Source organism: Sorangium sp. So ce119 (assembly GCF_051524405.1).
GTDB classification, from domain to species: domain Bacteria; phylum Myxococcota_A; class Polyangia; order Polyangiales; family Polyangiaceae; genus Sorangium; species Sorangium cellulosum_G.
Genome location: NZ_CP150310.1, coordinates 8,335,637 through 8,361,191, shown reverse-complemented (window position 1 = coordinate 8,361,191; position 25,555 = coordinate 8,335,637). Strand labels below are relative to the sequence as shown.

General features: G+C 74.8%; 15 protein-coding genes and 1 pseudogene. 9 read left to right on the top strand and 7 right to left on the bottom strand.

Annotation, left to right across the window (positions count from 1 at the left end; translation table 11 throughout):
- Positions 1-12: 12 nt before the first annotated feature.
- Positions 13-606, bottom strand: a pseudogene (locus tag WME76_RS31525) (TetR/AcrR family transcriptional regulator); the annotation flags it as partial.
- Positions 607-683: 77 nt separating this feature from the next.
- Here WME76_RS31525 and WME76_RS31520 point away from each other — a divergent pair.
- From WME76_RS31520 to WME76_RS31510, 3 genes are all read left to right on the top strand, one after another.
- Positions 684-1,781 (top strand): Gfo/Idh/MocA family protein, encoded by a 1,098-nt coding sequence (locus WME76_RS31520; protein ID WP_437955949.1) that lies wholly within the window; start codon positions 684-686, stop codon positions 1,779-1,781.
- Positions 1,782-1,876: 95 nt separating this feature from the next.
- Positions 1,877-3,148 carry a PAS domain-containing protein gene (locus WME76_RS31515; RefSeq protein ID WP_437955948.1) on the top strand — a complete coding sequence of 424 codons (1,272 nt, stop codon included), beginning with the start codon at positions 1,877-1,879 and terminating at the stop codon, positions 3,146-3,148.
- Positions 3,149-3,164: 16 nt separating this feature from the next.
- Positions 3,165-3,560, top strand: a complete 396-nt coding sequence (locus tag WME76_RS31510; protein ID WP_437955947.1) for a GFA family protein — start codon at positions 3,165-3,167, stop codon at positions 3,558-3,560.
- 37 nt (positions 3,561-3,597) lie between these two features.
- On the opposite strand, the gene WME76_RS31505 is transcribed toward WME76_RS31510, so the two are convergent.
- Positions 3,598-4,563: a LysR family transcriptional regulator gene (locus tag WME76_RS31505; RefSeq protein ID WP_437955946.1), complete on the bottom strand. Its 966-nt coding sequence runs from the start codon at positions 4,561-4,563 to the stop codon at positions 3,598-3,600.
- Positions 4,564-4,782: 219 nt separating this feature from the next.
- Between WME76_RS31505 and WME76_RS31500 the strand changes: the two genes are divergently transcribed.
- On the top strand, positions 4,783-5,844 hold the full coding sequence (locus WME76_RS31500; protein ID WP_437955945.1) for an MBL fold metallo-hydrolase: 1,062 nt from the start codon (positions 4,783-4,785) through the stop codon (positions 5,842-5,844).
- A 32-nt stretch (positions 5,845-5,876) separates the two neighbouring features.
- Here WME76_RS31500 and WME76_RS31495 read toward each other — a convergent pair whose 3' ends face one another.
- From WME76_RS31495 to WME76_RS31485, 3 genes are all read right to left on the bottom strand, one after another.
- On the bottom strand, positions 5,877-6,464 hold the full coding sequence (locus WME76_RS31495) for an AAA family ATPase (RefSeq protein ID WP_437955944.1): 588 nt from the start codon (positions 6,462-6,464) through the stop codon (positions 5,877-5,879).
- 309 nt (positions 6,465-6,773) lie between these two features.
- Positions 6,774-7,316 (bottom strand): hypothetical protein, encoded by a 543-nt coding sequence (locus WME76_RS31490; RefSeq protein WP_437955943.1) that lies wholly within the window; start codon positions 7,314-7,316, stop codon positions 6,774-6,776.
- Between the two features lie 404 nt (positions 7,317-7,720).
- Positions 7,721-8,404: a hypothetical protein gene (locus WME76_RS31485; protein WP_437955942.1), complete on the bottom strand. Its 684-nt coding sequence runs from the start codon at positions 8,402-8,404 to the stop codon at positions 7,721-7,723.
- 398 nt (positions 8,405-8,802) lie between these two features.
- Here WME76_RS31485 and WME76_RS31480 point away from each other — a divergent pair, with 398 nt between their 5' ends.
- From WME76_RS31480 to WME76_RS31465, 4 genes are all read left to right on the top strand, one after another.
- Positions 8,803-9,036, top strand: a complete 234-nt coding sequence (locus WME76_RS31480; protein WP_437285907.1) for a DUF433 domain-containing protein — start codon at positions 8,803-8,805, stop codon at positions 9,034-9,036.
- Positions 9,033-9,422, top strand: coding sequence for a DUF5615 family PIN-like protein (locus tag WME76_RS31475; RefSeq protein ID WP_437955941.1), 390 nt, complete (start codon positions 9,033-9,035; stop codon positions 9,420-9,422). Before WME76_RS31480 ends, WME76_RS31475 begins: the two co-directional genes overlap by 4 nt.
- 446 nt (positions 9,423-9,868) lie before the next feature.
- Positions 9,869-22,159, top strand: a complete 12,291-nt coding sequence (locus WME76_RS31470; protein WP_437955940.1) for a tetratricopeptide repeat protein — start codon at positions 9,869-9,871, stop codon at positions 22,157-22,159.
- 365 nt (positions 22,160-22,524) lie between these two features.
- Positions 22,525-22,866: an HU family DNA-binding protein gene (locus WME76_RS31465; protein ID WP_061618793.1), complete on the top strand. Its 342-nt coding sequence runs from the start codon at positions 22,525-22,527 to the stop codon at positions 22,864-22,866.
- A 381-nt stretch (positions 22,867-23,247) separates the two neighbouring features.
- On the opposite strand, the gene WME76_RS31460 is transcribed toward WME76_RS31465, so the two are convergent.
- The gene (locus WME76_RS31460; RefSeq protein WP_061618794.1) at positions 23,248-23,898 is read right to left on the bottom strand and encodes a hypothetical protein; all 651 of its coding nucleotides are present in this window, start codon (positions 23,896-23,898) and stop codon (positions 23,248-23,250) included.
- A gap of 217 nt (positions 23,899-24,115) precedes the next feature.
- Entirely contained in the window at positions 24,116-24,397 is a 282-nt protein-coding gene (locus tag WME76_RS31455) for a hypothetical protein (protein ID WP_061606513.1), read from the bottom strand.
- Positions 24,398-24,675: 278 nt separating this feature from the next.
- Between WME76_RS31455 and WME76_RS31450 the strand changes: the two genes are divergently transcribed.
- On the top strand, positions 24,676-25,503 hold the full coding sequence (locus WME76_RS31450; RefSeq protein WP_437955939.1) for a hypothetical protein: 828 nt from the start codon (positions 24,676-24,678) through the stop codon (positions 25,501-25,503).
- Positions 25,504-25,555 lie beyond the last annotated feature (52 nt).

Below are 25,555 nucleotides of genomic sequence, written 5' to 3'. Positions count from 1 at the left end.
CGCGGGCGTCCGGAGCCCCTCGATGAACGTCGTGATGAGGCGCTGCGCGCGCCCGGGCTCCGCGGGCGTCTGCTGCGCGGCGAGCGCTATGCCCGTCACCAGAGACACGATGTCGTCGAGGTCGATGTCACTCCGTATCTCGCCCGCTGCCTGGGCGAGCGAGAGCAGGCGGGTGGCCGCCTCCGACGCCGCGGCGCACCCCGGCGTTCCGCTCTGGAACACGACGCCGAGCGAGGCCGCCAGACCGCGGTAGGTGCTCGCGTGCTCGACGAACGCCGCGAGGAACTCCGCGACCGCATCCCCCGGCGACGCGGACGCCGACGCCGTGAGCGATCGCGTCTTCCGCGCCAGCGCGTGGAGCTGCTCCTCCACCGTCGCGACGAGCAGCGCCTCGCGGGTAGGAAAATGTCGATAGAGCGTCCCGATCCCGACCTTGGCGCGCCGGGCGATGTCCTCCATCGACGCGTCGGCGCCGCGCTCCGAGAACACCTCGTCCGCGACCGCGAGGAGCCGCTCGCGGTTGCGCCGCGCGTCCGCGCGCAGCGGGCGCGGCGCCTCGCTCGAGGGGACCGGCGGGGGCTTCGGGGTCGAGCGCGCGGGGGGCATTGCAAAACGGAGGATCCCTCCGTATGCTAACCGGAGCAACCCTCCGGTTAGCGCGGAGGGCTCATCGAGGAGAGGTCATGAGCGGAACGACAGAACCGAAGAAGATTCGCGTCGGCGTCATCGGGGCGAGCCCGGACCGGGGCTGGGCGGCGGCGACGCACCTGCCTGCGCTCGCGTCGCTCGACGCGTACGAGCTCACCGCGGTGAGCACCACGCGGCAGGCGAGCGCGGACGAGTCCGCGCGCCGCTTCGGGGCGCGCCACGCGTTCGACCGCGCCGAGCCGCTGATCGAGCACCCCGACGTGGATCTCGTCGTCGTCTCCGTCCGCGCGCCCGAGCACGCGCGGCACGTCCGCGCCGCCGTCGCCGCGAGGAAGGACGTGTTCTGCGAGTGGCCGCTCGGGGTCTCGCTCGCCGAGGCCACCGAGCTCGCCGGCGCCGCCGAGGCGGCCGGCGTTCGCACCGTGATCGGGCTCCAGCGGCGCCTCGCGCCGAGCGTGCGCCACCTGCGCGAGCTCGTCGCCGGAGGATACCTGGGCCAGCTGCGCTCGGTGACGATGCACGTCGCGTCGCCGATGGCCGGCGCGCGGCGCTCGCGCGCGGACGCGTACGCGGCCGACGTGAAGAGCGGCGCCAACGTGCTCACGATCTTCGCCGCGCACTTCCTCGACACGGTGCTCTCCGCGGTCGGCGAGATCGAGAGCCTGTCCAGCGTCGTCGCCCGCCAGCTCGACCACACGACGCTGATCGAGACGGGCGAGGTCCTCCCGGTCACCGCGCCGGATCAGACGCTCATCAGCGGGACGCTCGTGGGCGGCGCGGTCGTGTCCGCCCACTTCGAGACCGGAAAGCGCAATGGCCCTGTCATGGGCTGCACCTTCACGGGCACCGAGGGCGATCTCGTCCTGTCCCACGATCTCGGCATCTCGGGCGCCCGCGGCGACGGGCAGCCTCTCGCGCCGATCCCGACGCCCGAGCGCCTGTCCTGGGTCCCGAGAGCGGGCCTCTCCGACGACGCGCACCAGATAGCGCACGTGTATGCGGCCTTCGCGAGGGACATCGCGGAGGGCACCTCGGTCGCGCCGACGTTCCGCGACGCGCTGAAGATCCATCGCCTTGTCGACACGATCGCCGAGGCGTCCGCGTCCGGGCGGCGCCTCCCCTGGAAGGGCTGAGCGCGCGGCGCGGAGAGCCCCCCCTGCTGCGCCGGCGCGCGCCGCGAACCCGGCTCGCGCGCTCGCGCCCTCCGGTGTTGTGGTAGAGGTGGCGCATGACGTCGGTCGAGGATCTCAAAGCAGAGCTCGCCCGCGTGCGCGAGGAGAACGCGGCGCTGACGCGCGCGCGGGACGAGGCGCGCCGCGAGCGGGACGAGCTGCGCACCGCCATCCTGGGAATGCCGGCGGCGATCGGGGTGATGGTCGGCCCGGAGCACGTGTTCACGCTCGTGAACGACGCGTGGCGCGCCCTCGAGCCTTCGTACGAGCCCCTCGGCAAGCGCCTTGTCGATGTCATCCCGCCGCCCCTCGGGCCGCGCATCGCCTCGATGCTCGATCGCGTCCTCCAGACGGGTGAGCCCTTGATCGCCGCCAACGTGCCTTTCTCGTTTCCGGGCTCCACGGAGCGGCGCTTCATCACCTTCCATTACAGCGCGCTGCGCCGGGAGAGCGGCGAGATCTTCGGGATCGTCTTTCACGGCATGGACGTGACCAGGCAGCTCCGCGCTCAGGAAGAGGTGCAGTCGCTGAACAGCAGATTGCGCACGCTCCTGGCCCTGGCCGAGAACGCGCCGGACGGCATCGTGGTCACCGAGCGCGGCCGGGTGACGTACGCGAATCCGGCGTTCCGCCGCATGTCCGGGTACGGCCAGGAGATCGTCGAGGCGACGTTGCCGGACCTGATCGACGACGAGAGCTGGGTGCTCCTCGAGGCCCGCCGCCAGGAGGGCGGCGCATCACCCGGCGCGGTCCAGGCCAGCGTCACCTGCTGCCGCCGCGACGGGAGCACCTTCCCGGGGGAGGTCTCGGCGTTCCCCATCCGTGACGAGGGCGGGCAGATCGACGCCGAGGGCGCCATCTTCCGCGATCTCACCGAGCGGCGGCGCGCCGAGCAGGAGCAGCAAAGCCTGCAGGAAGATCTCATCGCCGCGCAGCAACGGGCGATACGCGAGCTCTCGACGCCGCTCATCCCGCTCGCCAGGCGGCTTGTCGTGATGCCGCTCGTGGGCACCATCGACAGCGCCCGATCCGAGCAGATCCTCGAGACGCTCCTCCAGGGCATCGCTGCGCACCAGGCCGCGGTGGCCATCCTGGACACGACGGGGGTGCGGAGCATGGACGAGCAGGTCGCGAGCTCCCTGCTCAGGACCGCCGGCGCCGCCCGCCTGCTGGGCACGGAGGTCATCCTCACGGGCATCTCGCCCGAGGTCGCGCGCGCCCTCGTGGAGATCGGGACCGATCTGAGCGGGGTGGTCACGCGCGGGACGCTGGAGGCCGGGGTGGCCTACGCCCTCGGCCGGCGCCGCCGATCGAAGCGCGGGTCTTGAGGGAGGCGGAGGAGCCATGCTGACCGGATGTTGTTATTGCGGCGCCGTGCGCCTCGAGGTCGACGACGCGTTCGGCTACGCCTTTTATTGCCATTGCTCGAGGTGCCGTCGACGCACCGGCGCCGCCTGCGCCGCCATCGGCGGGATCGAGATCGACAGGGTCCGCATCACGGCGGGTCGCGAGCATCTCTTGAAGGTGGGGGAGTCCGAGGACGGATACCGCTGCCTCTGCAAGCAATGCTACGCGCCCCTGTACGACGCGGTACGCGAGCAGAAGTTCGCCCACGTGCAGCTCGGCGTGCTCGACGGCGCGCCGACGAGGCGGCCGGATCATCACATCTTCGCCGGCTCGAAGGCGGCCTGGCATCCGATCACGGATGCTTTACCCCGGTTCGAGGAGTTCCCGCCGTAGCGAGGCGGCGCCCGGACGCGCCGTCACGCGGGCGAGATCACCGCGGCTCCTGTCGGGACGCCGGGCGAGCGACCGCGGCGTCGGCGTCGCGCGCGCCCGGCGCGAATCCTTCGACGAGGTGCCTGACGAGCTCGCGCACCTTGGCAGGGATGAACGGCGCCTGCGGGTACACCGCGTAGATCGCGCGCTCGATCGGGACGCAACCCTCCAGCACGGCGACGAGCCGGCCGGACCGGAGATCCTCGCCGACGAGGTAGGCCGGCAGGTTGACGATCCCGAGCCCGCCGAGCGCCGCCTCGCGCAACGAGAGCGTGTTGTTCGCCTGGAACCGGCCGCGCACGCGCACGCCCTCCGCCTCGTCCGAGCGGGGGTCGGGCTTGAGCCGCCACGTGTCGTCCACCGCGCCTCCGGCGACGAAGACGATGCAGTCGTGGTCCGCGAGGTCGCGGGGGTGGCCCGGGCGCCCGCGGCGCGACAGGTAGGCGGGGCTCGCGCAGAGCACGCGCGCGTCGTCGCCGAGCTTGCGCGCCACGGAGGAGAGCGGCGGGCTCGCCGTCATGCGGACGGCGACATCGATGCTCTCCTCGACGAGGTCAACCACCCTGTCGTTGAGCAGGAGCTCGATCTTCACCTCCGGGAACGTGCCCTGGAACGACAGGAGGAGGGGGAGCACGCGGACATGGCCGAGCACGGTCGGCGCGGTCACGCGCATCGCCCCGCGCGGCGCGTCGTCGTGGCTCTCGACCTCGCGCTCGAGCGCGTCGAGCTCGTCGAGGATGCGCCGGGCGCGCTCGTAATACGCTCTCCCGACCTGCGTGAGCTGCATCCGACGCGTGGTGCGCTGGAGGAGCCGCACCCCGAGGCGCTCCTCCAGCCGGGAGACGAGCTTGCTCACCCCGGACGGGGTGAGCCCGAGCTTCGCCGCGGCCGCGGAGAACGAGCCCACCTCGACGGAGGCGATGAAGGCCGCCATGCCGGCGAAGGACTCGCGTTCGTTCCGCATCTGTGGAGACCGATCCCGGGGGGCCGACGAGATTACCATGTCCACGCGCCTCGCCAGGTCGGGCGACTCCGACACCTCGGCCTCGCTCCGACGCCGCGCCGCGCGCAACTACGGGTCTCCTTGCATCGTTCCCTCCCTTGTAAATGTAATTTGAGTTACCATTGTGACGCCTCTTGACGTCCCGCCAGTGTTGGAAGAATTCGTCCGGATAGAAACAGCATGCGTACGACGACCATCACATTCCTCGGGCTCCTCGGATTCTTCACGGGCTGCGCCGCCCCCCCGCCGGCGCCTCCGCTCGCGCCAGCGCCGGCGCACCCCGACGCCCCGGCGAGCGCGGCGCCCGCCTCGAGCGCGGCGCCCGCCGCGAGCGCTCCTCCTGCGGCGAGCGCGTCCGCTGCCCCGCCGCCGGCCGCCGACGACGAGCTCGCCAGGGTGGAGATCAAGGTGGAGAAGGTCGCCGGCGCGGTCTACATGCTCGAAGGCTCCGGCGGGAACATCGCCGTCTCCGTCGGCGAGGACGGCATCGTCATCGTCGATGATCAGTTCGCCCCGCTCGCGCCCAAGATCAAGGAGGCGCTCAAGGGCATCACCGATCGCCCGGTGCGGTTCGTGCTGAACACGCACTGGCACTTCGACCACACCGGCGGCAACGCGGTCTTCGGCGCCGGCGCGCCGATCGTCGCGCACGAGAACGTACGGAAGCGCCTTGCGAGCGGCGGCCCGAAGCAGACCGTCGGCGACAGGACGATCGAGGCGATCCCGCCGGCGCCGAAGGAGGCCCTGCCGGTCGTCACGTTCCAGGACAAGGTCTCGATCCACCTGAACGGCGAGGAGATCCGCGCCCTCCACATCGCGAGCGGGCACACGGACGGCGATACCGTCGTTCATTTCACGAAGTCGAACGTCGTCCACATGGGCGACGACTTCGTCACGTATGGCTTCCCGTTCGTCGATCTCGTGAGCGGCGGCAGCGTGAGGGGGCTCATCGCGGCGCTCGACAGGATGGTCAAGGAGCTGCCGGCCGACGTGAAGGTGATCCCCGGGCACGGCAAGGTCTCGGGGATCGAGGACATGAAGAAGCTCTCCGCCGCGCTCAAGGAGTGCGTGCGGCTCATCGAGGCCGAGGTGAAGAAGAAGCGGACCTTGAAGCAGATCCAGGAGGCCAAGGTGCTCGCGAAGTACGATGAGCTCGGCAAGGGGTTCATCTCGGCCGACGCGTTCATCGAGGTGGTCTTCAAGGAGCTGACCCACCAGCAGAACGTCTTCGTGCCGCACTGATCGACCGCGCGCGGGGCTGGCCGCGTGGCGAGCTAGCCCTCGGCGGACATGATCCTCACGTCACGTCCTTCGCGCTCCACGTCATCGAGCGGCTGCCACATGTCGCTCGCCAGCTCGAAGATGTGAGGCGGCACGACCATCGAGAAGGTGTCTCCCTTCTGTTCGTTGCGTCGCTGCACACGCTCGCGGCGCACGTCGCGCGGCGCATCCAGCACGTAGATCGTCAGATCATGCCCGCCCGCGTCGACCCGCTCGTAGAGCCTCGCGCGCTCGTCCCGGCGAATGAGGCCGATCTCCAGCACGACGTCGGTGCCCACCTCGAGCAGCCTCTCGGTCAACCTCCAGATCTGATCGATGCACCGCCCGGTCCTCTCGATGTACCACTCCATGGTGCCCGTGGCCGGGCGGTCCGGGCTGAAGAGCGTCGCCATCCACTCGTCCAGGTTCATCCGCGGGGCGCGGTGCTCACGAGAGAGCCGCAGCGCGAACGTCGACTTGCCGGCGCCCACGGGGCCCACGATGAGGTGGATGCGCGCCATGGTGCGCGACGCGGCGCGCTGCTCGTCAAGGGCGGCGCGCCTCGAAGACGTTCTCTCCTCGGTCGTCGTTCTCTCTGTCATCGTTCTCTCCTCGGTGTCGGGCGCGACGGATCGAGCCGCGGCCCGCGGTTCGCAGCAGTGCGTGTTCGCTTCGAGGCCGTCGGCCAGGAGCACGCGATGGGGGGCGATCACACGTCGCTGTCCGGGCGACACGCAGCACGGGCCTGCGGGGAAGCGCGCGCGGTGAGCTCGCCTCGAGCGGGGCAGCAACGAAAACGCCAGCCGGAGGGCTGGCGTTCTCGACCTTATACCGAGCGGAGCCGGCGGACGTGAAGCAAAAACGTACGGGTCCGTCCCGGGCCGCCGGCGAGGCGCGTTACGCGATGGACCTCAGGGCTGAGCGGCGCCCTGACCGTCGCCGTCGTCGTCGTCGCCGACGAGATCGGGGCACTTCTGCGTGATGAGCGCGCACTCGGCGACAGGCGCCTCGATCGTGCTCACGGGGGAATCGCACGTGAGCGCGCGGAGCCTCGCGACGTGCGCGAGGAGGCAGGCCTCGTACTCGGCGACGGTGGCGGCGCAGCCGGTGCGCGCGTCGGCGGGCGGCAGACAGCTCGGCGGCGGCGCCGGCGCGGCGTCGTCCGGCTGGGTCTGCGGCTGATCGGCCTCGGTCATGCATTTCTCCTTCACCGCGGTGCACGCCTGCCCGACGGTGGACCACAGGATGCCGGCGAACTCACAGGTATCTTCCTTGGAGAGCGCGAGGCTCGGCGCGAGCGTCTGGCACGCGGACGCGACGTCCGCGTCCGTCAGGTCCTTGAGCTGCTTGCTGCTCAGAGCGGCAGATATCGGAGCGGCGGCCAGATCCTTGCCGCCCCAGAGGACGAGCGACAGGAAGACCGAGAGCGCCCCGAAACGAGTCAGTCGGTTCATTCGTTCTCTCCTTGTACGAGCGGCCGTCTCCGGCCGCCGGGGGGCTCGGAGCAACCGACGTACCGGTGGCCTCGTTGTGCACGATGGGACCGCGCGCGCGACGCCCGCGCGGCGCGCGAGGGCGCGAGGAAGCATCGCTCTTCCAACCTTCCTGCCTTCCTGCTCGGGCGCTCTGACGAGATCTCGTGAGATCCACCCTGCCGGTCTGTCGCTCCGGCGCGCGTGCGCGCGCGCCGGCCAGCGCGGGCAGGATGGGCACAGGGCTGCTCGCCGCGCTGGCGGGGCCTCGGGCGCACCGTGGACGGCGCTCGCGCTCAGACGAGAAGAAGATGAATCACCAGAAATGCGCGGAGCGCAGGGCGGCGGCGGCGCGCGCGGGCGCCGGCTGGCCGGGGGTCACGGCGTCAGAGGAGGTCCCGCTCGCCGCCCGGATACACGAAGGAGCTGCGGGGCGCGTGCCACGAGGCGGTCGTCACCACCTGCAGCGGGCTCCCGGGCCGCAGCGCGTACACCGGATGATCCTTCGCGAGGAACTCGACGGACAGGAGCTCGAACGGGTCGGCCATGTCCGCGATATAGGGGTAGTTGCCGGCGGTGAGCCGGTTCCCGACCTTCGTCACGTAGGTGAGGTGTCCGCGCGCGACCGCGCCGATCTTGTTGCCGACGCGCGCGGTCGTCCGGATGATGGGAACGCCGTCCACCGAGGTCGTCGCCACGAGCTCCCTGCCGCGCAGCTCGAGCGTCGTCTCCCCGGGCGACGCGGGCACGCCGCGCTCGGCCACGTACCGTCGCACCGCGTCGGAAGAGTTGAAGTAGTGCGTGAAGAACCGCGCCGGGCTCCCGCCGTCGGGCGTCGTGTGATCCGCGAGATCCAGCCCCAGGTAGGTGAGCGAATACGCGCCGAAGCCGGACGTCTGCTCCGGCCTGTCGACCACGTACTGGTTCATGTAAATGGCCCTGTTCGCGGCGGGCCTGATCCCGCCCGGCAGCAGCGCGGCGGCGGCGTCTGGATCAGCTGGGACCCAGCTCGAGTAGAGCATGCGACTATCGACGACCATCTGCGGCGCGGCGAGCTTCGACTCCGACATGGTGATGTCTTTCTCCCCCCCGGGAAGGACGACCACTATCACAGCTCGCCCTCCGGTGACCCGCTGCCGCCCGGGAGAGAACACCGGAGTTGCGTTGTCAGGAGGTGAGAGACTGTCGTCGAATCTGCTGCTCGCTCCGCGCGCCGCCGGAGCCCGGAGCCGGCGGCGGCCGTCGGTCGAGGTGATGGCGCCCAGATCTCGGCCACGCCGACCAGCCGGCGGAGCGCGTCGATCTGTCGCTGCGCGAGCTCCTGGTCGGCCGGCGGGAGATCGGGGAGCTTGAGCAGCTCCTCGAACGTCTCGAGCGCCTCGTCGGCGCGCTCCAGCTTCCGCAGGCAGATCGGGCGAGGACGGTAGGTCGAGCTTGCGGTATCCTCCCGCGGGGAGAGCCTCGAACCATGCGAAACTTTGACCGGATCACCTTGCACCCTGGTCGCATGAACGGGCAGCCGTGCATCAGGGACCTTCGCCTGACCGTGAAGCGGGTGCTGGAAGCGCTGGCCACCTACCCGGATCGCGAAGAGCTGCGGCGTGAGTACCCGGAGCTGGAGGACGAGGACATCCGGCAAGCCCTGGCCTTCGCGTCCGCCATGATTGGCGACGAAGTCATCGAGCTGCCTCGGAGCGCATGACGTCGACGGTTCGGCTGCTGCTGGATCAAGGGCTCCCGCGCTCGGCGGCAGAGCGGTTGCCTGCGGCCGGGGTCGACGCCACCCACGTTGCCGAGCTCGGGATGTGGGCGGCGCTCGATCAAGAGATCCTCGAACGGGCCCGGCAATCAGGGCAGGTCGTCGTCACGCTCGATGCAGATTTTCACGCGTTGCTCGCGGTTGCCGGCGCAAGTGCGCCCTCCGTGTTGAGGCTGCGGGTGGAACGGCTGAACGGAGATGCGTGCGCCAGGCTGATCCTGGATGTGCTCGCTGTATGCGGGGCAGAGCTCGTCGCAGGCGCGGCAGCAACGGCGGATCTGGTGCGTGTCAGGCTCCGGCGATTGCCGCTGACCGATCTCGGGAGCTGAACCACGGAGAGACACTGGCCGTGGGTCGGCGCCCCGAAGACAGCGCCTCCGCGTTGATCTGTCTCCGTCTCCGGCGAATCCACCACGTGCACACGGCTGCCGCGACGCTGTAAACGCGCCTCTTGCGGGCGAACCCAGCCGTCCGCGAGCCCGTCGCTCGCACAGGAGGGCGCGGCGGCACCACGGCCAGGCTGCGCGCGACCCGGACAGCCGCGCAGGCCGCCGCTGTCGCATCTCCTCCTCCACGCCGCGCCGCCCCGCGCCGCACGATCGCAGCCCTCGACGATCGGCGGCTGCCCCGCCCGCGCGGGCCCCGATCCCCGAGCCCATTTGGGAAACGCTCCTGTTACCTTGGGCGACGCTCCGCAGGCACTGCGGCGCAGGTTCGAGGGCAGCGCCGGCACGCCGGCCTCTCGCCCCATCGCCAGCCGAGGTTCGGATCCAACATGCAGCAGGACACGAAGGGCGCGCGCGTCTCGTTTCGTATCGAGAACCTCGAAGCCGCGCTCGAGCAGGGGATCGACAACGAAGCGGCGGCGCTCGACGTGCTCGTGGCCGCCGCGGCGAAGGGGAACCCGCACCCGGAGCTGTGGGCGAAGCTCCACCAGGCCGCCGCGCGCCACGACCGGTTCTCCGAGCTCGCGTTCGCGTACGAGCGCTTCGCCAGCGAGCGGCGGTTCGGGATGCTCCCGCAGGCCGCCCAGGCCGAGGTCCTCGTGCACGCCGCCGAGTTCCTCGCCGACTCCTTCGGCGACCCCGGCGGCGCCCGCCCCTACCTGGAGCGGGCCCTCTCCGTCCTGCCGTCGCACCAGGAGGCGTTCGTCCGGCTCGAGCGCATCCTCAAGGACGCGAACGAGCCGCCCAGGCTCGCCGACCTCTACGCCCTCGCCGCGAACCACCGCCCCGACCGCGTCGAGCAGCTCGCGCTGCTCCGCCGCGCCTACGAGCTCGTCGAGGCCAGCGGGAAAGAGGAGGAGCGCGCGATCAAGCTGCTCCAGCAGATCCTCAAGATCGACATGGGCGACGCCGCGGCGCGCTGGGCGCTCGAGGCGCGCTACGCCCGCGCCGGGCGGCCCCAGGACGTCGCGCGCCTGCTCGAGCAGGCGCTCACCACGGACCCGCCGCCCGCCGACGCGCTCGAGGTCCGCGCGCGGCTCATCGACCTGTACAACGGGCCGCTCAAGGAGATCGAGCGGGCGCTCCCCCACGTCGAGGAGGTGCTCGCGCAGAACCCGGCCCACGAGGGCGCCTTCCGCGCCGGCGAGGCCCTGCTCGGGCGCAAGACCGCCCTCGTGCGCGCCGCGGCGGCGCTCGAGGCGGCCCACGCGCGGCGCGGGAGGACCCAGGAGGTGGCGCGCATGATGTCCCTCCAGATCGAGAACCTGCGCGGGCCGCGCCGCGTCGAGGTGCAGAAGCGGCTCGTCGAGCTGCTCTTCCAGAAGGTCGGCGACCTCGCGTCGGCGTTCTCCCTGTCGGAGCAGATCCTCGCGGTCGACCCGTCCGACGAGGCGGTGCGCGAGCGCTTCGTCGCGCTCGCGTCGGCGCTCGACCGCCGCGTCGACGCGGCGCGCGTGCTCGTGCGCGCGTCCTCCGGCGCCAAGGACAAGCCGCTCCGGGCGCGCATCGCCGCCGAGCTCGGCGAGCTCTACGAGGGCCTCGGCGACGGGCGGAAGGCGCGCGCGGCGTTCCAGCAGGCGCTCGACAGCGAGCCCGACGCCGTGGGTGTGCGGCGCGCGGCGCGCGGGCTCGCGAAGCTCTGCGAGCGCGAGCGCGACGCGCGCGGGCTCGCGGGCGCGCTCGAGCGGCTCGTCGAGGCCGAGCCGGAGGCCGAGGCGCGCGAGGCGGCGGCGGAGCGGCTCGCGCGCCTCTACGAGGAGGAGCTCGGCGACATCCAGGGCGCGATCGCGACCTACCGCAAGCTCGCCGAGGCGGGCTCCTCGCGCGAGCCGCGCGCCCTCTCCGCGCTGGAGCGGCTGTACGACGCCACGGGCGGCCACGAGGGTCTCGCGTGGGTGCTCGAGCGGCGCGCCGAGGCGGAGCCGGATCGCCGCGCGGCGCGGGTGCTCGCCTTCCGCGCGGCCGAGCTGCGCACGCGGCTGCCGGACCTGCCGGGCGCCGTCGCCGCCTGGCGCCGCTACCTGGCGGCGTTCGGGCCGTCGCGCGAGGCGCACGCGCGGCTCATCCCGCTGCTCGAGCAGGAGCGGCGCTGGGCCGAGCTCGAGGCGCTCCTCGAGGCCGAGGCCGAGCTCGCCGCCGGCCAGGAGCGCGCCTCGGTGCTCGCCCGGATCGGCGCGATCCGCATGGCGCGGCTCGACGACCCGGCGGGCGCGATCGCCGCGTACCGCCAGGCGCTCGCGCTCGATCCGGCCGACCGGGCGAGCCGGCTCGCGGTCGAGAAGATGCTGGGGCCGCCCCCGGGCAGCGGCGCCGGGAGCAGCGGCGTGGAGTCGTCGCGGCAGAGCGCCCACCTGCATCTCACCGACGACCAGCGGATCGCGGCGTGCGCCGTGCTGGAGCCGATCGCGCGCGCGGAGGGAGCGGCGCCGCTGCTCGTGCGCGTGCTCGAGACGCGGGCGGAGATCGCGCCCGCCGCGTGGGCCGAGGGCGCGCCTGCGGCCCTGGCGGCCGACGTCCGGGGCCGGCTCGCGGCGCTCGAGGAGGCGGTGGGCATCGCCGAGCGCGAGCTCAGGGACCCGAGGCGGGCGCTCGATCTGGCGGCGCGCGGGCTGACGCTCGCGACCGCGTCGGCGCCGGAGCGGCTCTCCCGGTGGGTCGCCGAGGTCGAGCGGCTGACGGAGCACGGCAGCGAGTCCGCGCGGCGCGCGCCGGCGCTCGCCGGGGCGCTCGGCGACCGCGCGGTGGACAGCGCGCCGCTGTCGCACCTCGCGCGGCGGGCGGGCGAGGCGCTGCTCGCGAGCGGCGACGTGACGCAGGCGCTCGCCCTCTACCGGCGGGCGCTCGCCTTCGAGCCGTCTTCGCCCGAGCTCATCGCGCGGGTCGACGCGCTCCTGCGCGAGCAGGGCAGCCCCGAGGAGCGGCTCGCGCTCTACCGCGAGGCGCTGGCGCAGCCGTGCCCGCCGCCGCGGCGGCGCGAGCTGCTGCACGCGATCGGCACGATCCAGCGCCGCGACCTCGACGACCTCGCCGGCGCGGCGGCGACGTACCGCGCGGCGATCGAGGACGATCCGGGCGACGACGCGGCGTACGAGGCGCTGCTCGAGACGTACGCGGCGGGCGGCGCGTGGGGCGCGCTCTACGGCGCGCTCGCCGAGCGGCTGCAGGGCGTCGCGCCCGAGGAGCGCGTGGCGCACGAGCTGCGCATGGCCGACGCGGCGGCGAGGGGCGGGGACGTCGCGGGCGCGGTCGCGCACTACCGCGCGATCCTCTCGGGCGGGGCGGCGCTCTCCGACGCGGCGCTCTCCGCGATGGAGGCGCTCGCGCTCTCCGCCGGCGAGGCGCCGCTGCTCCGCGACGCGCTCGAGCGGCGCGTCGCCGCCTCGGGCGATCCGCAGGACGAGGCGCTGTGGCTGGAGCGGCTCGGCGATCTGGCGGCGTTCGGGATCGGCGCCGCGGGGGGCGCGAGCGCCGCAGAGGCCACGAAGGCCGCGGGCGACGCGGGCGACGCGGCGGCCCGCGCCGCTGCCGCGCCGGGCGATCTCGCGGGCGCCGTGGAGGCCTGGCAGCGCGCCGCCGCGCTCGCCGAGGGGCCGCTCGCGGACCCGGAGCGGGCGCAGAAGCTCTACGAGCGCGTGCTCTCCGTGGCGCCGGAGCACCGCGACGCCGCCGGTCGGCTCGTGTCGCTCTACCGCAAGCAGGGGGCGTGGGACCGGCTCGCCGCCGTCGGCGAGGTCCTGCTCGACACCGCGCCGACCGACGAGGAGGCCCTCGTCGCGCTCGCGCTCCTCGAGGACGCGGCGATCCGTGCGCGCGCGGCGTCGCGCTTCGTCGACGCCGCGCTGAAGGTCCGCGATCGCGTCGCCTCCGGAGGGGAGGGGAGCGCGGCCGCCGGCGAGGCGGCGGCAGAGGCCCGCGTGAACGACGCCGCGCTCGCGCGGGCCCGAGCCCGCGCCATCGACGACGCGCTCGCGCGCGTGCTCGCCGCCGATCCCGACCGGCAGGACGACGCCGCGGCCGTCTACCGCCGCCTGCTCGCGCCACCCGCGGCCGGCGACGCCGCGGCCGGCAACGCCGCGGCCGGCGCGCTCGACCCCGGCGCGCTGGAGGCGTTCCGCGCGTTCCTCGCGCAGAGCCCGGACACGCTGGCGCGCCGCGTGGACCGGCGCTGGCTCTTCACGCTCCTCGCGGAGCGCGCCCACGAGGGCGAGCGCCTCCGGGCGCTCGCCGCGTGGGCCGCGTGGGAGGAGGAGATCGGCGAACGCGCGGCGGCCGCGGCGCTCTACGCGCGCCTGATCGAGGCGGACCCCGAGAACGACGACGCGCTCGCGGCGCGGGGGCGCCTCCTCGCCGACCTCGGCGATCACGAGGGCGCGGCCGAGGTGCTCGCGATGCGCCGCGACCGCAGCGAGGGCAGCGCGCGCGTCGCGCTCGACGTCGAGCTCGCCACGCTCCTGCTCGACCGGCTGGATCGGCCGGCCGACGCGCTCGACGCGATCGCGCCCGCGATCGAGGCCGGGACGATCGATCCCGCGGTGCTCGACGTCGCCGAGCGCGCGCTCCGGCGCCCCGAGACGCAGGCGCGCGCCGCGCTGCTCCTCGAGCGGGCGTGCGACGCGCTCGACGACCCCGCGGCGCGCGTCGCGCTGCTCGAGACGCTCCTCGCGAGCTCGCCCGCCCCGCGCCCGCCGGCCGACGCGGCGCCGCGCCCGCCGGCGGACGGCGCGCCGGGCTCCCCCCGCGGCGCGCTGCTCGACGCGGGCAGGCTCGCGGCCGAGCAGGGCGCCGCCGTCCGCCGCGGCTGGTTCGAGCGCCTGCTCGAGCTCCATGACCAGGACGTCGATCGCGGCCTCGAGGTCGCGCTGCGCGCGGTCGCCGAGCTGCCGGGCGAGCTCGCCCTCTGGGAGCGGCTCGAGGACCTCGGGCGCCGGGCGAAGCAGCCCGAGCGCGTCGCCGCCGCGTACGCCGCGGCGCTCGACGGCGCGGGCGCGGGCGCGGCGCTCCCGCCCGACGTCATCGAGGAGATCGGCCGGCGCGGCGTCGAGCACCACGAGGAGTGGTTCGACGCGCCCGAGGCCGCCCTCGCGCTGCTCCGCCGGCTCGTGGAGCTCGTGCCTGGCTCGCTCTGGGGCTTCGAGCGCCTGAAGCTCGCCTACAACGCGGCCGAGCGCTGGGAGGATCTCTTCGCGCTCTACGACGCGATGCTCGAGCGCACCCCGGCGGCCGACGAGCGCATCTTCCTCCTGGAGGACGCCGCGGCCGTCGCCCGCGATCTCGCCGGCGACGGCGAGCGCACGATGCGCTACCTCGAGCTGCTCCTGCCGCTCCAGGACGACGCGCGCACCCGCGCCGCGCTCGAGCGGCTCTACGAGCGCCACGGCAGGCACCGCCCGCTCATCGATCTCTTGACCGCCGAGCTGCCGAGGCTCTCCGGCGAGGCCGCGGAGCGGCTCCGCGAGCGGATCGCGCTGCTCTGGATCGACGGCGTCGGCGACGCCGCGTCGGCGCTCCCGGGGGTCGAGCAGCTCCTCGACGCGCACCCCGCGTCCGGCGCCGCCTTCTCGCTCCTCGAGCGGATCCTCGGGGCGATCCCGCCCGAGCAGGCGCCGGCCGGCGAGGCCGGCGCGCTGCCCGCGCGCGCGGCGCGGCAGCGATCGGCCGTCCTGCTCGCGCGGCGCTACCGCGAGGAGGGGCGGCCCGAGGACCTCGTGCGCGTGCTCGAGATCCAGCTCGAGGGCGCCGACGTCGACGACCGCCCGGCGCTGCTGCGCGAGATCGTGCGGCTCCGGCGCGACGCCCTCGGCGACGAGCCGGGCGCGTTCGCGCGCCTCGCCGAGCTCGTCGAGCTCCGGCCGTCGGAGGCCGGCGACCGCGTCGAGCTCGCCGACCTCGCCGAGCGCCTCGGCCGGCACGACCGCCTGGCCGAGGTCCTCGCCGCGGCCGAGCCGCGGGCCGGCGATCCGCAGCAGGCGCTCGCGCTCGTCCGCGACGCGGCGCTCCTCCGCCGCGACCGGCTCCGCGACGCGGAGGGGGCGATAGCGCTCTTCCGCCGGCTCTTCTCGCTCGCGGAGCGCCATGGCGACGCCGCGGCCGCGCGGGGCGCCGCGCGCGCGCTCGACCGGCTCTTCGCGGAGGGCGATCGCGTCGCCGAGCGGTGCGACGTGCTCGACACGCTCGCCGCGATCGAGGAGGACCCGGCGGCGCGGCGCGCGGCGCTGGGCGAGCTCGCGCGGCTCGCGTCGGGGCGGCTCAACGACGAGGCGCGGGCGATCGCCGCGTACTCGGCGCGCCTCGCCGACGACCGGCAGGACCTCGAGGCGCTCGACGGGCTCGCGGCCATCCTCGAGGCGGGCGGCCGCTACCGGGAGCTCACCGCGGTGCTGGAGCGCCGCGCGGCCGTGCGCGGCGGCGAGGGCGCCCGGCGCGATCTCGCGCGCGTCGCGCGCCTGTTCGAGCGCGAGCTCGGCGACATCGACCAGGCGGTCGCCACCTGGCGCCGCGTCCGCGAGGAGCTCTCTCCCGACCCGGAGAGCGGCGACGCGCTGGCCGCGCTCTACACGCGCACCGAGCGCTGGGACGACCTCGTCGCGCTGCTCGAGGCCGAGGCGACCGCGGCCGGCGCGCTCCCCGACGCGGCCGGCGCGGCGCGCAGCGCGGAGCTCTTCCGGCGCCTCGGCGACGCGCACCGCGATCGCACGCTCGCGTGGGAGCGCGCCGTCCAGGGCTACCGCCGCGCGCACGAGGCCGAGCGGGCCGCGCGCGTCGCGATCGGCGAAGCAGACGAGCGCGCCGAGGGAGGCGAGCGCGAGCGCGGGGAGGGGGCCGCGCGCGGGTCCTCGACGGCGCGCGCGGGCCTCGAGGAGCTGCTCCGCCGCGTCGATCCGGCGTCGGCCGAGCGCCGCGGCGCGCTGGTCGCCGCCGTGGGCGCGCTGCTCGAGATCTGCGCCGCCGCGGACGACTGGCGCGGCCAGGTCGCGCTGCTCGAGCCGCGGCTCGCCGCGGCCGACACGGACGCCGATCGGGTCGCCATCCTGAAGGCCTCCGCCGCGCTGCTCGAGGAGCGCGGGGGCGACCGCGAGGGCGCCTTCGAGCTCGCCTTCCGCGCGTTCCTGCTGTCGCCCGGCGCCGAGCCGCCCGAGGGGCTCCTGCGGCTCACCGATCTCGCGGCCCGCTGGCACACCATCGCCGACGCGCTCCCCGCGCTCGAGCGCCGCGGCGACGTCCCCGCCGCCACGCTCCGCGACCTCACCTTCCGCGTCGGCCGCTGGCACCGAGACGCGCGCGCCGACCAGGACGCGGCCGAGCGCGCCTTCGAGCAGGCGCTCCTCCACGACCCCACGAACAGCGCGATCCTGCTCGATCTCACGGAGCTCCTGCGGCACCGGCGCGGCCCCGCGCTCGTCCCGACCCTGCTCCGGCTCGCCGCGGCGACGGGGCACGACCTCGCCCTCTACCGCGAGGCCGTCGAGGCCTCGCGCGACGGCGCGGGCGACGCGGCGCGGGCCCGCGAGATCGCCGCGGAGCTGCTCGAGATCGCCGTGCGCCGCCTCGGCGAGGAGGATGCGCAGGCCCCGACCCCCGGCGCGTGGCCGCCCGCGCGCGCCGCCCTGTGGGCCATCGACGCGCTCATCGGCATGCTCGCGGACACGGGCGACAGGCGGCAGATCGTCGCGCTGTGCCGCCGCGGCGCCGCGCTCCCGCTCGCGTCGAGCGAGCGCCGCCGGCTGCTGCGCGTCGCGGCCGAGGCGGCGGAGCCCGAGGAGGCGATCGCCCTCTACGGCGGGCTCTTCGACGAGGATCCGACGGACGAGCCGGTCGGCGAGAGCCTCGCGGCGCTGCTCCGGGCGGCGTCGCGGCGCGACGAGCTCGTGCGCCTGCGCGATCGGCAGATCGAGGTCTCGGCCGACGTCGAGCGCCGCGTCGCCCTCCGGTACGACGCCGCGGAGCTCCTCTCGGACACGCCGCGCTCCGCCGAGGCGATCGCGCTGCTCCGCCAGAACCTCGCCGAGAGCCCCGGCCACGCCGCCTCGATCGATCGGCTCGCCTCGCTGCTCGAGGCGGGCGGCCTGCACCGCGAGCTCATGCTGCTGCGCGAGGAGCAGGCGACCGCGCGCGAGGAGGCCGGCGGCGGCCCGGCGTCGGCCGAGCTCTGGCTGGAGGCGGCGTCCCTCGCCGAGCACGAGCTCAACGAGCCCGAGCGCGCGATCGCGAGCTACCGCCGCGCCGCGGAGGTCGGCTCGGTCGAGGCGCTCGACGCCCTCGCGCGGCTGCTCTCGCGCCGCGGCGAGCACGCGGCGGCGGCCGAGGCGCTCGAGCGGCTCTGCGCGGGCGCGCCGGCCGACGAGCTCCACCAGGCCGCGCTCCGCCTCGCCGACGCGTACCTCGCCGCCGGCGAGGCCGACCGCGCCCGCGCCGCGCTCGAGCGGGCGCTGCCCCGCGCCGCGCAGCCCGCGCCGCTCCGCGAGCGGCTCGCGTACCTCTACCGCGCGTCGGGCGCGTGGGGCGCGCTCGCCGAGCTCATCGCGGGCGACGCCGCGCGCGCGATCGGCGACGGAGGCGACGCGCCGGCCCGGCTCGCGCTCCTCCGCGAGGCCGCGGACCTCTACCTCACCCGTGCCGGCGCGCCCGCCGCCGCGATCCCGCTGTTCGACGAGGCGATCCTCCTCGCCCCGGACGACCTCTCGCTGCGCCTCGCGCGCAGCCGCGCCCTCTCCGCTGCCGGCAGGACCGAGGACGCGACCGCGGCCCTGCGCGGGATCATCGCCGACTTCGGCGCCCGCCGCCCCAAGGAGCGCGCGCTCGTCCACGACGAGCTCGCCCGCGTCGCCCTCGCCGCCGGCGACCGCGCCCGCGCGATGGCGGAGTTCGACAACGCGCTCCGCATCGACCCCGCGCACACGGGCGCGCTCGACGGCCTCGCCGGCCTCGCGCTCGAGGACGGCCAGCTCGAGCGCGCGCACCGCGCCTACCGCGCGCTGCTGCTCGTCGCGCGCCGTCCCCGGGACGAGGGCGACGGGCTCCCCGGCGCGCGGCGGAGCTCGCTGCCGCCGGCGCGCTCCAGCCTGGCGAGCCGCCCGGCGGCGACGTCGTTCAGCCGGGCCGAGGTCCTCCTCGCGCTCGGCGAGATCGCGCGGCGGCAGGGCGCGCCCGATCGCGAGGCCGAGTACGTCGAGTCGGCCTTCGAGGCGGCGCGCGAGAGCGAGGCCGAGCACGAGAAGCTGCTCGCCGCGCTGCGCGCGCGCGGCCGCCACGACCTGCTCGCCCGCGCGCTCGAGGCGCGGCTCGGCGGCCCCGCCCTCGAGCCCGCCGAGGACGCCGCCGCGGCGCTCGGCGAGCTCGCGTCGCTCTATGAAGGGCCGCTCGATCGCCCCGAGCCCGCGCTGACGGCCCGCCTGCGTGCGCTCGACCTCACCCCAGGCGCGGGGGCCGCTCACGACGCCGCGCTCGAGCTCGCGCGCCGGCTCGACCAGGTGCCCCGGTACCTCGAGCTCGTCGAGCGGCTCGTCGCCCGCGCCGCCGGCGAGCCGCACGAGGTCGCGCTGCTGCTCCGCTTCGGCCGCGCCCTCGAGCTCGCGCCGGGCGACCCGGAGCGCGCCGCGGCCGTCTACCGCCGCGCCGAGGCGCGGATCGCGGCCGGCTCGCCCGCGGCAGGGCGCGACGTGGGCGTCGACCTCGATCAGCTCTGGCGCTCCCTGGAGGCCATCTACGAGCGCCTCGGCGACCGCCCGGCGCAGGCCGACGTCCTCCGCAAGCGCATCGCCCACGCCGACGCCGCGCGCGCGGACGCCGCACCGGCCGGCGGGAGCCCCTCGGATCGCGCCGATCCGCGCTACCGCCTGGCCTCGCTGCTCGCGGCCGATCCGGCGGAGGTCGATCCGGCGATCTCGCTCCTCGAAGAGGCGCTCGACCTGCGCGCCGAGCCGGAGCGGGCCGAGGCGATCCTGCGGCACGCGCTCCGCACCGACCCGCGGAACCCGCGCGCCATCCGCCTCTTCGAGCGGCTCGCCCGGCAGAGCGGGCGCCCGCGCGCCCTCGTGGACGCGCTCCTGCTCCTCGCGGAGATCGAGGGCCCCGCGGTCCTCGAGGAGGCGGTGCGCACCGCCCGCGCGCTCGGCGACCGCGATCAGGCCGAGACGATCCTGCAGCGCATCGTCGGCGTGGGCGCGCCGCCCTCGTCCGATCCGCCCGGCGCCGCGTGGGCGATCGTCGCGCTCGCCGAGCTCCGCGAGGAGGCCGGCGATCTCGCGGCCGCCGCGTGGCTGTCCGAGCGCGCCGCGCGCGCCTCGGCGCCCGAGGAGGAGCGCGCGCTGCTCCTGCACGCCGCGACCCTCGCCGCCGGCCCGCTCGACGACCTCGGCCGCGCCGCGCGCCTCTACGAGGAGCTCCGCGGCCGCGAGCCCGCCGAGCGCGAGATCTGGATGCCGCTCGCCGGCGTGTACCGGCGGAGCGGCGACGCCGCGCGGCTCTCCGCGCTGCTCGAGGAGACGGTCCCCCTCGTCGACGACATCTCCGAGCGCTGCGCGCTGCGCCTCGAGCGCGCGCGCCTCCTCGCGCGCGAGTCGCCGGCGCAAGCGGCGCTCCTGCTCCGCGACATCCTCGACGAGGACCCGACCCAGGTCGAGGCCGCCATCCTCCTCGCCACGATGCTCGAGGAGGCCGGCCGCACCGAGGAGCTCGGCGAGCTCTTCGCGCTCCAGCTCGACGCCGCGAAGGACCGCGCCGACCTCGCCTCGATCGCCTCGATCTCGATGCGCCTCGGCGCCCTGCTCGAGCAGCGCGGCGACGACCGCGGCGCGCGCGACGTGTACCTCGGCGCCGCGGACTGGGACGGCGCGAACCGCGACGTCCTGCGCGCGCTCGTGCGCCTCGGCCGCAAGCGCGACAACACCGACGACCTCGTCGACGCCCTCGAGAGGCTCCTGCGCGTCGAGCAGGGCGGCGAGGCGGCGCAGATCGCCCTGGAGCTCTCCGGGCTCCACGGCGCGCGCGGCGACGACGCCGCCGCCGAGGCCGCCCTCAAGGCCGGCTACGCCGTCTGCCCGGCGAGCGACCGGCTCCGCGAGGAGCTCGCGTCGCGCTACGCGGCCCGCGAGGCGTGGCACGCGCTCGCCGACCTGCACGTGCTCACCGCGCAGGTCGCGGACACCGACGAGGCGCGCGTCGAGTCCCTCTGCCGCGCCGCCGAGCTCCTGCGCGATCGCGCGGGCGACGCCGCCGCCGCGGCCGAGCTCCTCGAGCGCGCGCTCCGCGTCGCCCCCGGCGACCGCGACGTCCTGCTCGCGCTCATCGACGCGTGCGGCGCGGTCGGCGAGCACGCCCGCGCGGCCCGCGCGCTCACGGCGACCCTCGAGGCGAGCCCGGACGACCCGTGGCTCCACCGCGCGCGGGCCGAGGTCCACGGGGCGCTCGGGCAGGGCGACCGCGCGCTCGCCGATCTCGAGCGCGCCTACGCGCTCGGCGGTGCCGAGTACGCGCCCGAGCTCATCGCCGGCCTGGAGCGGGCGCTCGATCGGGCGGCGGCGCGGGCGGCGGGCCTGGGCGACGCCGAGGCCGCGCCAGCGGAGCCCGCGTCGGCGGGGGCGGCCGCCGTCACGCCGCGCGCGCTCCGGCTGCGCCTCGCCGAGATCCTCGCGCGCTCGGGCGATCTCGAGCGCGCGCGCGCTCACCTGGGCGACCTGCTCCACGCCGACGCCAAGGATCGCGCCGCGCTCAAGGCGCTCGCCGGCCTCGAGGAGTCCGCGGAGCGGTGGGACGCCGCGAGCGCCGTCTACCGCAGGCTCATCGCGCTCGAGGAGGGCGAGGCCCTCGTCGCCACCGCGCTCCGCCTGGCCGGCGCCTGCTCGCGCGCCGGACACCTGGGCGACGCCCGCGGCGGGCTCGAGCGCGCGCTCCGCGCCGCGCCGGGCAACGCAGCGATCCGCGATCGCCTGCGCGCGCTCTACGCCGAGATCGGCGCGAGCCGCGAGCTCGCCGCCATCACGCTCGAGGACGCCGCGGCCGCGCCCGACGTGGCGGGCCGCTTCGCGCTCCTCGTCGCCGCCGGCCGCCTGCTCCTCGAGGTCGGCGACGCGCCCCAGGCCGTCTCGGCGCTCCGGGAGGCGCGCTCGCTGCGCCCGCAGGATCACGAGGTCGGCGTGTCGCTCGTGGACGCCCTGACGGCCGCCGGCAACCCCAGGGAGGCGCGCGCTGTCACCGCGGAGCTCATCGCCGCCAACAAGGGTCGTCGCTCGCGGCTCCTCGGCGCCGTCTACCACCGCCTCGCGCGGATCGAGGACGCCGAGGGGAATCCGCGCGAGTCGCTCGTCGCGCTCACGAGGGCGCTCGAGAACGACCCTCAGAACGGCGAGCTCGCCATGGCGCTCGGCGAGAGCGCGCTCGGGCTCGGCGAGCAGGACATCGCCGCGCGCGCTTACCGCGCGGTCACCCTGATGAAGATTGCCCCCGAGCCAGGCGAGGCTGGCACCACGCTCGCCGCGCGCGCGCTCGCCTATTACCACCTCGGCGCGATGGCGCTCGCCGCCGGCGACCGCCGGAGAGCGCGCCTGATGCTCGACAAGTCCGTCTCCGAGGACGCCTCCCTCGAGGCGGCCCGGGCGCTCCTCGACGAGCTGCGCGCCGGCTAAACCCCCCTCCCGCGCGTCTCCTCGGGTATGCCCCGGTCGCGGCCGCGCCCCTCGCGGCCGCCCGAGGCGGCGCGCCGGCGCCGCGGAACCGCTCGATTCCAGACACCTTTTTGGTGTGTCCTTGGCGCCTCTCCGTCGCCTCTCTGGCCCATCAACGCGCCGCTCCGTCGCCCTTCCCAGCGCCTCGTTCCCCCTCTGGCGCGCCGCTCCGGCGCGGCCTTTCAGGGGTCCGCGCGATGCCCGTTCTCAGAAATCGCGTTTTCTCCCCGCATTTTTGTCTTTTTTTGTCCTGTTCAGTGTGTAAGGTTCGCTGAGGCTGCGCGCGGCGAGGTGTCGCGCGCGAGCTCATGTCCCAGGAGAGTGCCATGGCGACCAGCAAGAAGACGGCCGGGGGCGGCCCGAAGAAGACGTTGAGCAAGAGCGGCCTGATCCAGGCCATCACCGAAGCTGCCGGTGATGAGCTGAGCCGCAAGCAGGTGAAGAACGTTCTCGAGTCCCTGATCTCGATCGGTCATCGTGAGCTGAAGAAGTCGGGCGTGTTCACGCTCCCCGGCTTTGCGAAGTTCCGGGTGGTCAAGCGCCCTGCGACGAAGGCGCGCCAGGGGATCAACCCGTTTACCAAGCAGCCGATGACCTTCGCTGCGAAGCCGGCGAGCAAGTCCGTCCGCGCCCGGCCCATCAAGGCCATCAAGGACGCGCTCCTGTAGGCTCGCGGTTCTCCCCGCGGAGCGCAGGGCGGCCACGGCGACGTGGCCGTTCTCGCTCCATGCCCTCCACGGCGCCATCCGGCGCCCTTCTCGGCCCCGAGGCCGCCCGACACCGGTGGACTCCCTCGACCGACGCTGGACCCCCGGAGAGGGCGTTCGGCGGTCCGCACGGGCCATGGGCCCGATGCCCCCGGTGAACCCCTGCAACGGGACGGTAGGCCCCTGGTGAGGGTGTTCGTCGCGCCGCGCGGCCCACGGCCCGACGCGTCCGGTAGACCCTCTCAAAGGCCGGTAGGCCCCCCGAACTCCCTCTCCGGGGGGCCGGTCAGATAGGAACCACCTTCTCCCGCCGCCGCCCTCCTCCCGGCCCCAGCAGCCGCCTTACTTCTTGCGGCTGTAGGCCTGCGCCGCCACCGGCCCCGACCCGGTGCGCGCCTTGACTACCAGCTTGGCCGTCGCCGGCAGCGGGAAGGGCCATTGGTAGCAGTTCTGCTTGGCCCCGATGGCCGCTGTCGGCCCCGTATCCGAGTCGACTGCGAGCACCGGTTTCAGGTTGAACGCCGCGAGCCCCGGCTGCCCACCCGCGTTGAGGTCGATCTCGAGCTGGAGATCGACCTCGGTGACCGTGGGCAGCGCCTGCGCCAGGAACGTGTAGCAATTGCCCGGCTGGAGCATGAAGGTCTGCCCCGAGGCCGTCTGCCCCTCGGGCACCACGTTGCACACCGGCGCCCCTTCCGGCTGCATCCTCGGCGCCTCGCCCGAGGCGCGGCCCTGGAACATCGTCGTCATCGCGAGCGACTGCACTCCATCGCAGGGCGACGTCGTGGGCACCGCGACCGGGGGCAGGCCGGCGTCCGGGGGCGGGACGGACGCTGTCGGCTGCGGAGGCGGCAGCGCCCCCGCGTCCGGCGGGTCGTCCGCGAACTCCGACTCCTTGCTGCCGCCGCCGCAGCTCAGCGCTGCCGCCGAGAGAGCTGCCGCCGAGAGCGCCAAGAGCACTGCTGAACCCAACGACCTACCCGTCACCGTCATCTGCGGCCTCCTCGCGCACAGCCCTGCCGCACGCCGCGGCTCCTCGCTCGGAAAGCTGTGCCCGCGGGCGCTCATACACCCGACAGGGGCCGAGGGCTATGTGCGAGACGCCCTGCGCAGGCGGGCGAAGCGCCTTGCGCAGGCGGGCGAGGCGCCCTGCGCAGGCGGGCCGGCGCAAGGCGACGCGCCTCGCCCCCGCGTCGCGCCCGCGCGCCGCTCAGCCGCCGGCCCCGCCCACGAGCTCGCGCAGGACGCACATGCGCGCGACGAGGAGCGCCTCGGGACGGATCGCCCGGTCGAGGTACGCGGCCGAGTTCGCCTCCGTCAGCGACTCGCGCAGCATCCCCTGGTCCAGGAAGGCGACCGCGCGCCCGAGGTGCAGCCGCGCCCTGTCGGCCGCGAGCCCCATGCCAGCGCTCGCCAGCATCTCCCGTTCCAGGAACCACCGCGCAAACTCTCCGGGACGCTCGAACTTCGCACGGGAGCCGTGGTCGGTCATGCCGTAGGCTACCTCACTTTTTCTACCCGGCCAGCCGAGCCTGACCGCCGTGATCCGGGAAATCGTGGCAGAAGCAGCATCAATCTGCCGGACGGGCGCGATGAAAGCGGGGGCGTGACCCGTCCAAAACGACATCCGGCGGACGGCCCTCGGAGCTCGGTTCATCGCGCTCCGGGAGGCGTCGCTCCGGGGAGCTTCCCCGCGAGTGACCCGTTGCGTCGCGCGCCCGTCAGTGAGATTGAACGCGGCGTTCCGCCCGGAAATTGGAGGAGGTTCTTTTGGTCCGTACGATTGGCGTCCTGTCAGCCATGGTCCTCACCGCAGCCCTCACTGCTGGTTGTCAACAGCGAGAGGCTTCCCCGCCGCCGAACTACGCGAACCAGCCGCCGCCCGGCTACGCTCCGCCTCCTGGCGGCTATTACCAGCAGCCCGGGTACCAGCAGGGCTATCCGCCGCCCGGCTACCAGCAACCCCAGCAGGGCTATCCGCCGCCCGGCTACCAGCAGCCGCAGCAGCCGGGCTATCAGCAGCCGCAGCAGCCCGCGCCGACGACGCAGCAGCCTGCCCCGCAGCAGCCCGGCGCGACGCCCTCGGCGCAGCCCGGCGGCTTCCCGTGGCCGTTCCCGCTCCCCGGCCAGACGACGACCGGCGGCCAGCAGCCCGCCCCGAGCGGCAGCGGCAGCGGGACGAGCACCGGCAGCGCGTCGCCGATCGACCCGAACTTCGCGTCGGCCGCGACCATCCCGCTCAACAACCTCGCCGCGACCGAGGCGCAGGGCATGACGAAAGAGGGGGGCCCGATCGCGGGCCAGTTCAGCGCTGGACAGACGCTGGAGCAGCAGATCCAGCTCATGCCCGGCAAGTGCTACACGATCCTCGGCGTCGGCGCGGGGATCACCGAGCTCGACATCAGCCTCGTCGCGCTGACCCCGATCCCGATGGGCTCGTCGGAGCTGGCGCGAGACACCCTGACCGGCTCGAACGCCGCGCTCGGCGGCCGGGGCAACTGCTTCCGCTGGTCGCTGCCCGTGGGCATCAACGCGAAGTACATCGTCAAGGCCACGGCCGGCTCGGGCATGGCCGCCGCGCAGCTCTACGTGAAGTGAAGGCGTAGAAACGCCGAGGACGCCGGGAGAGACTCTCCTCGGCGTCCTCGTC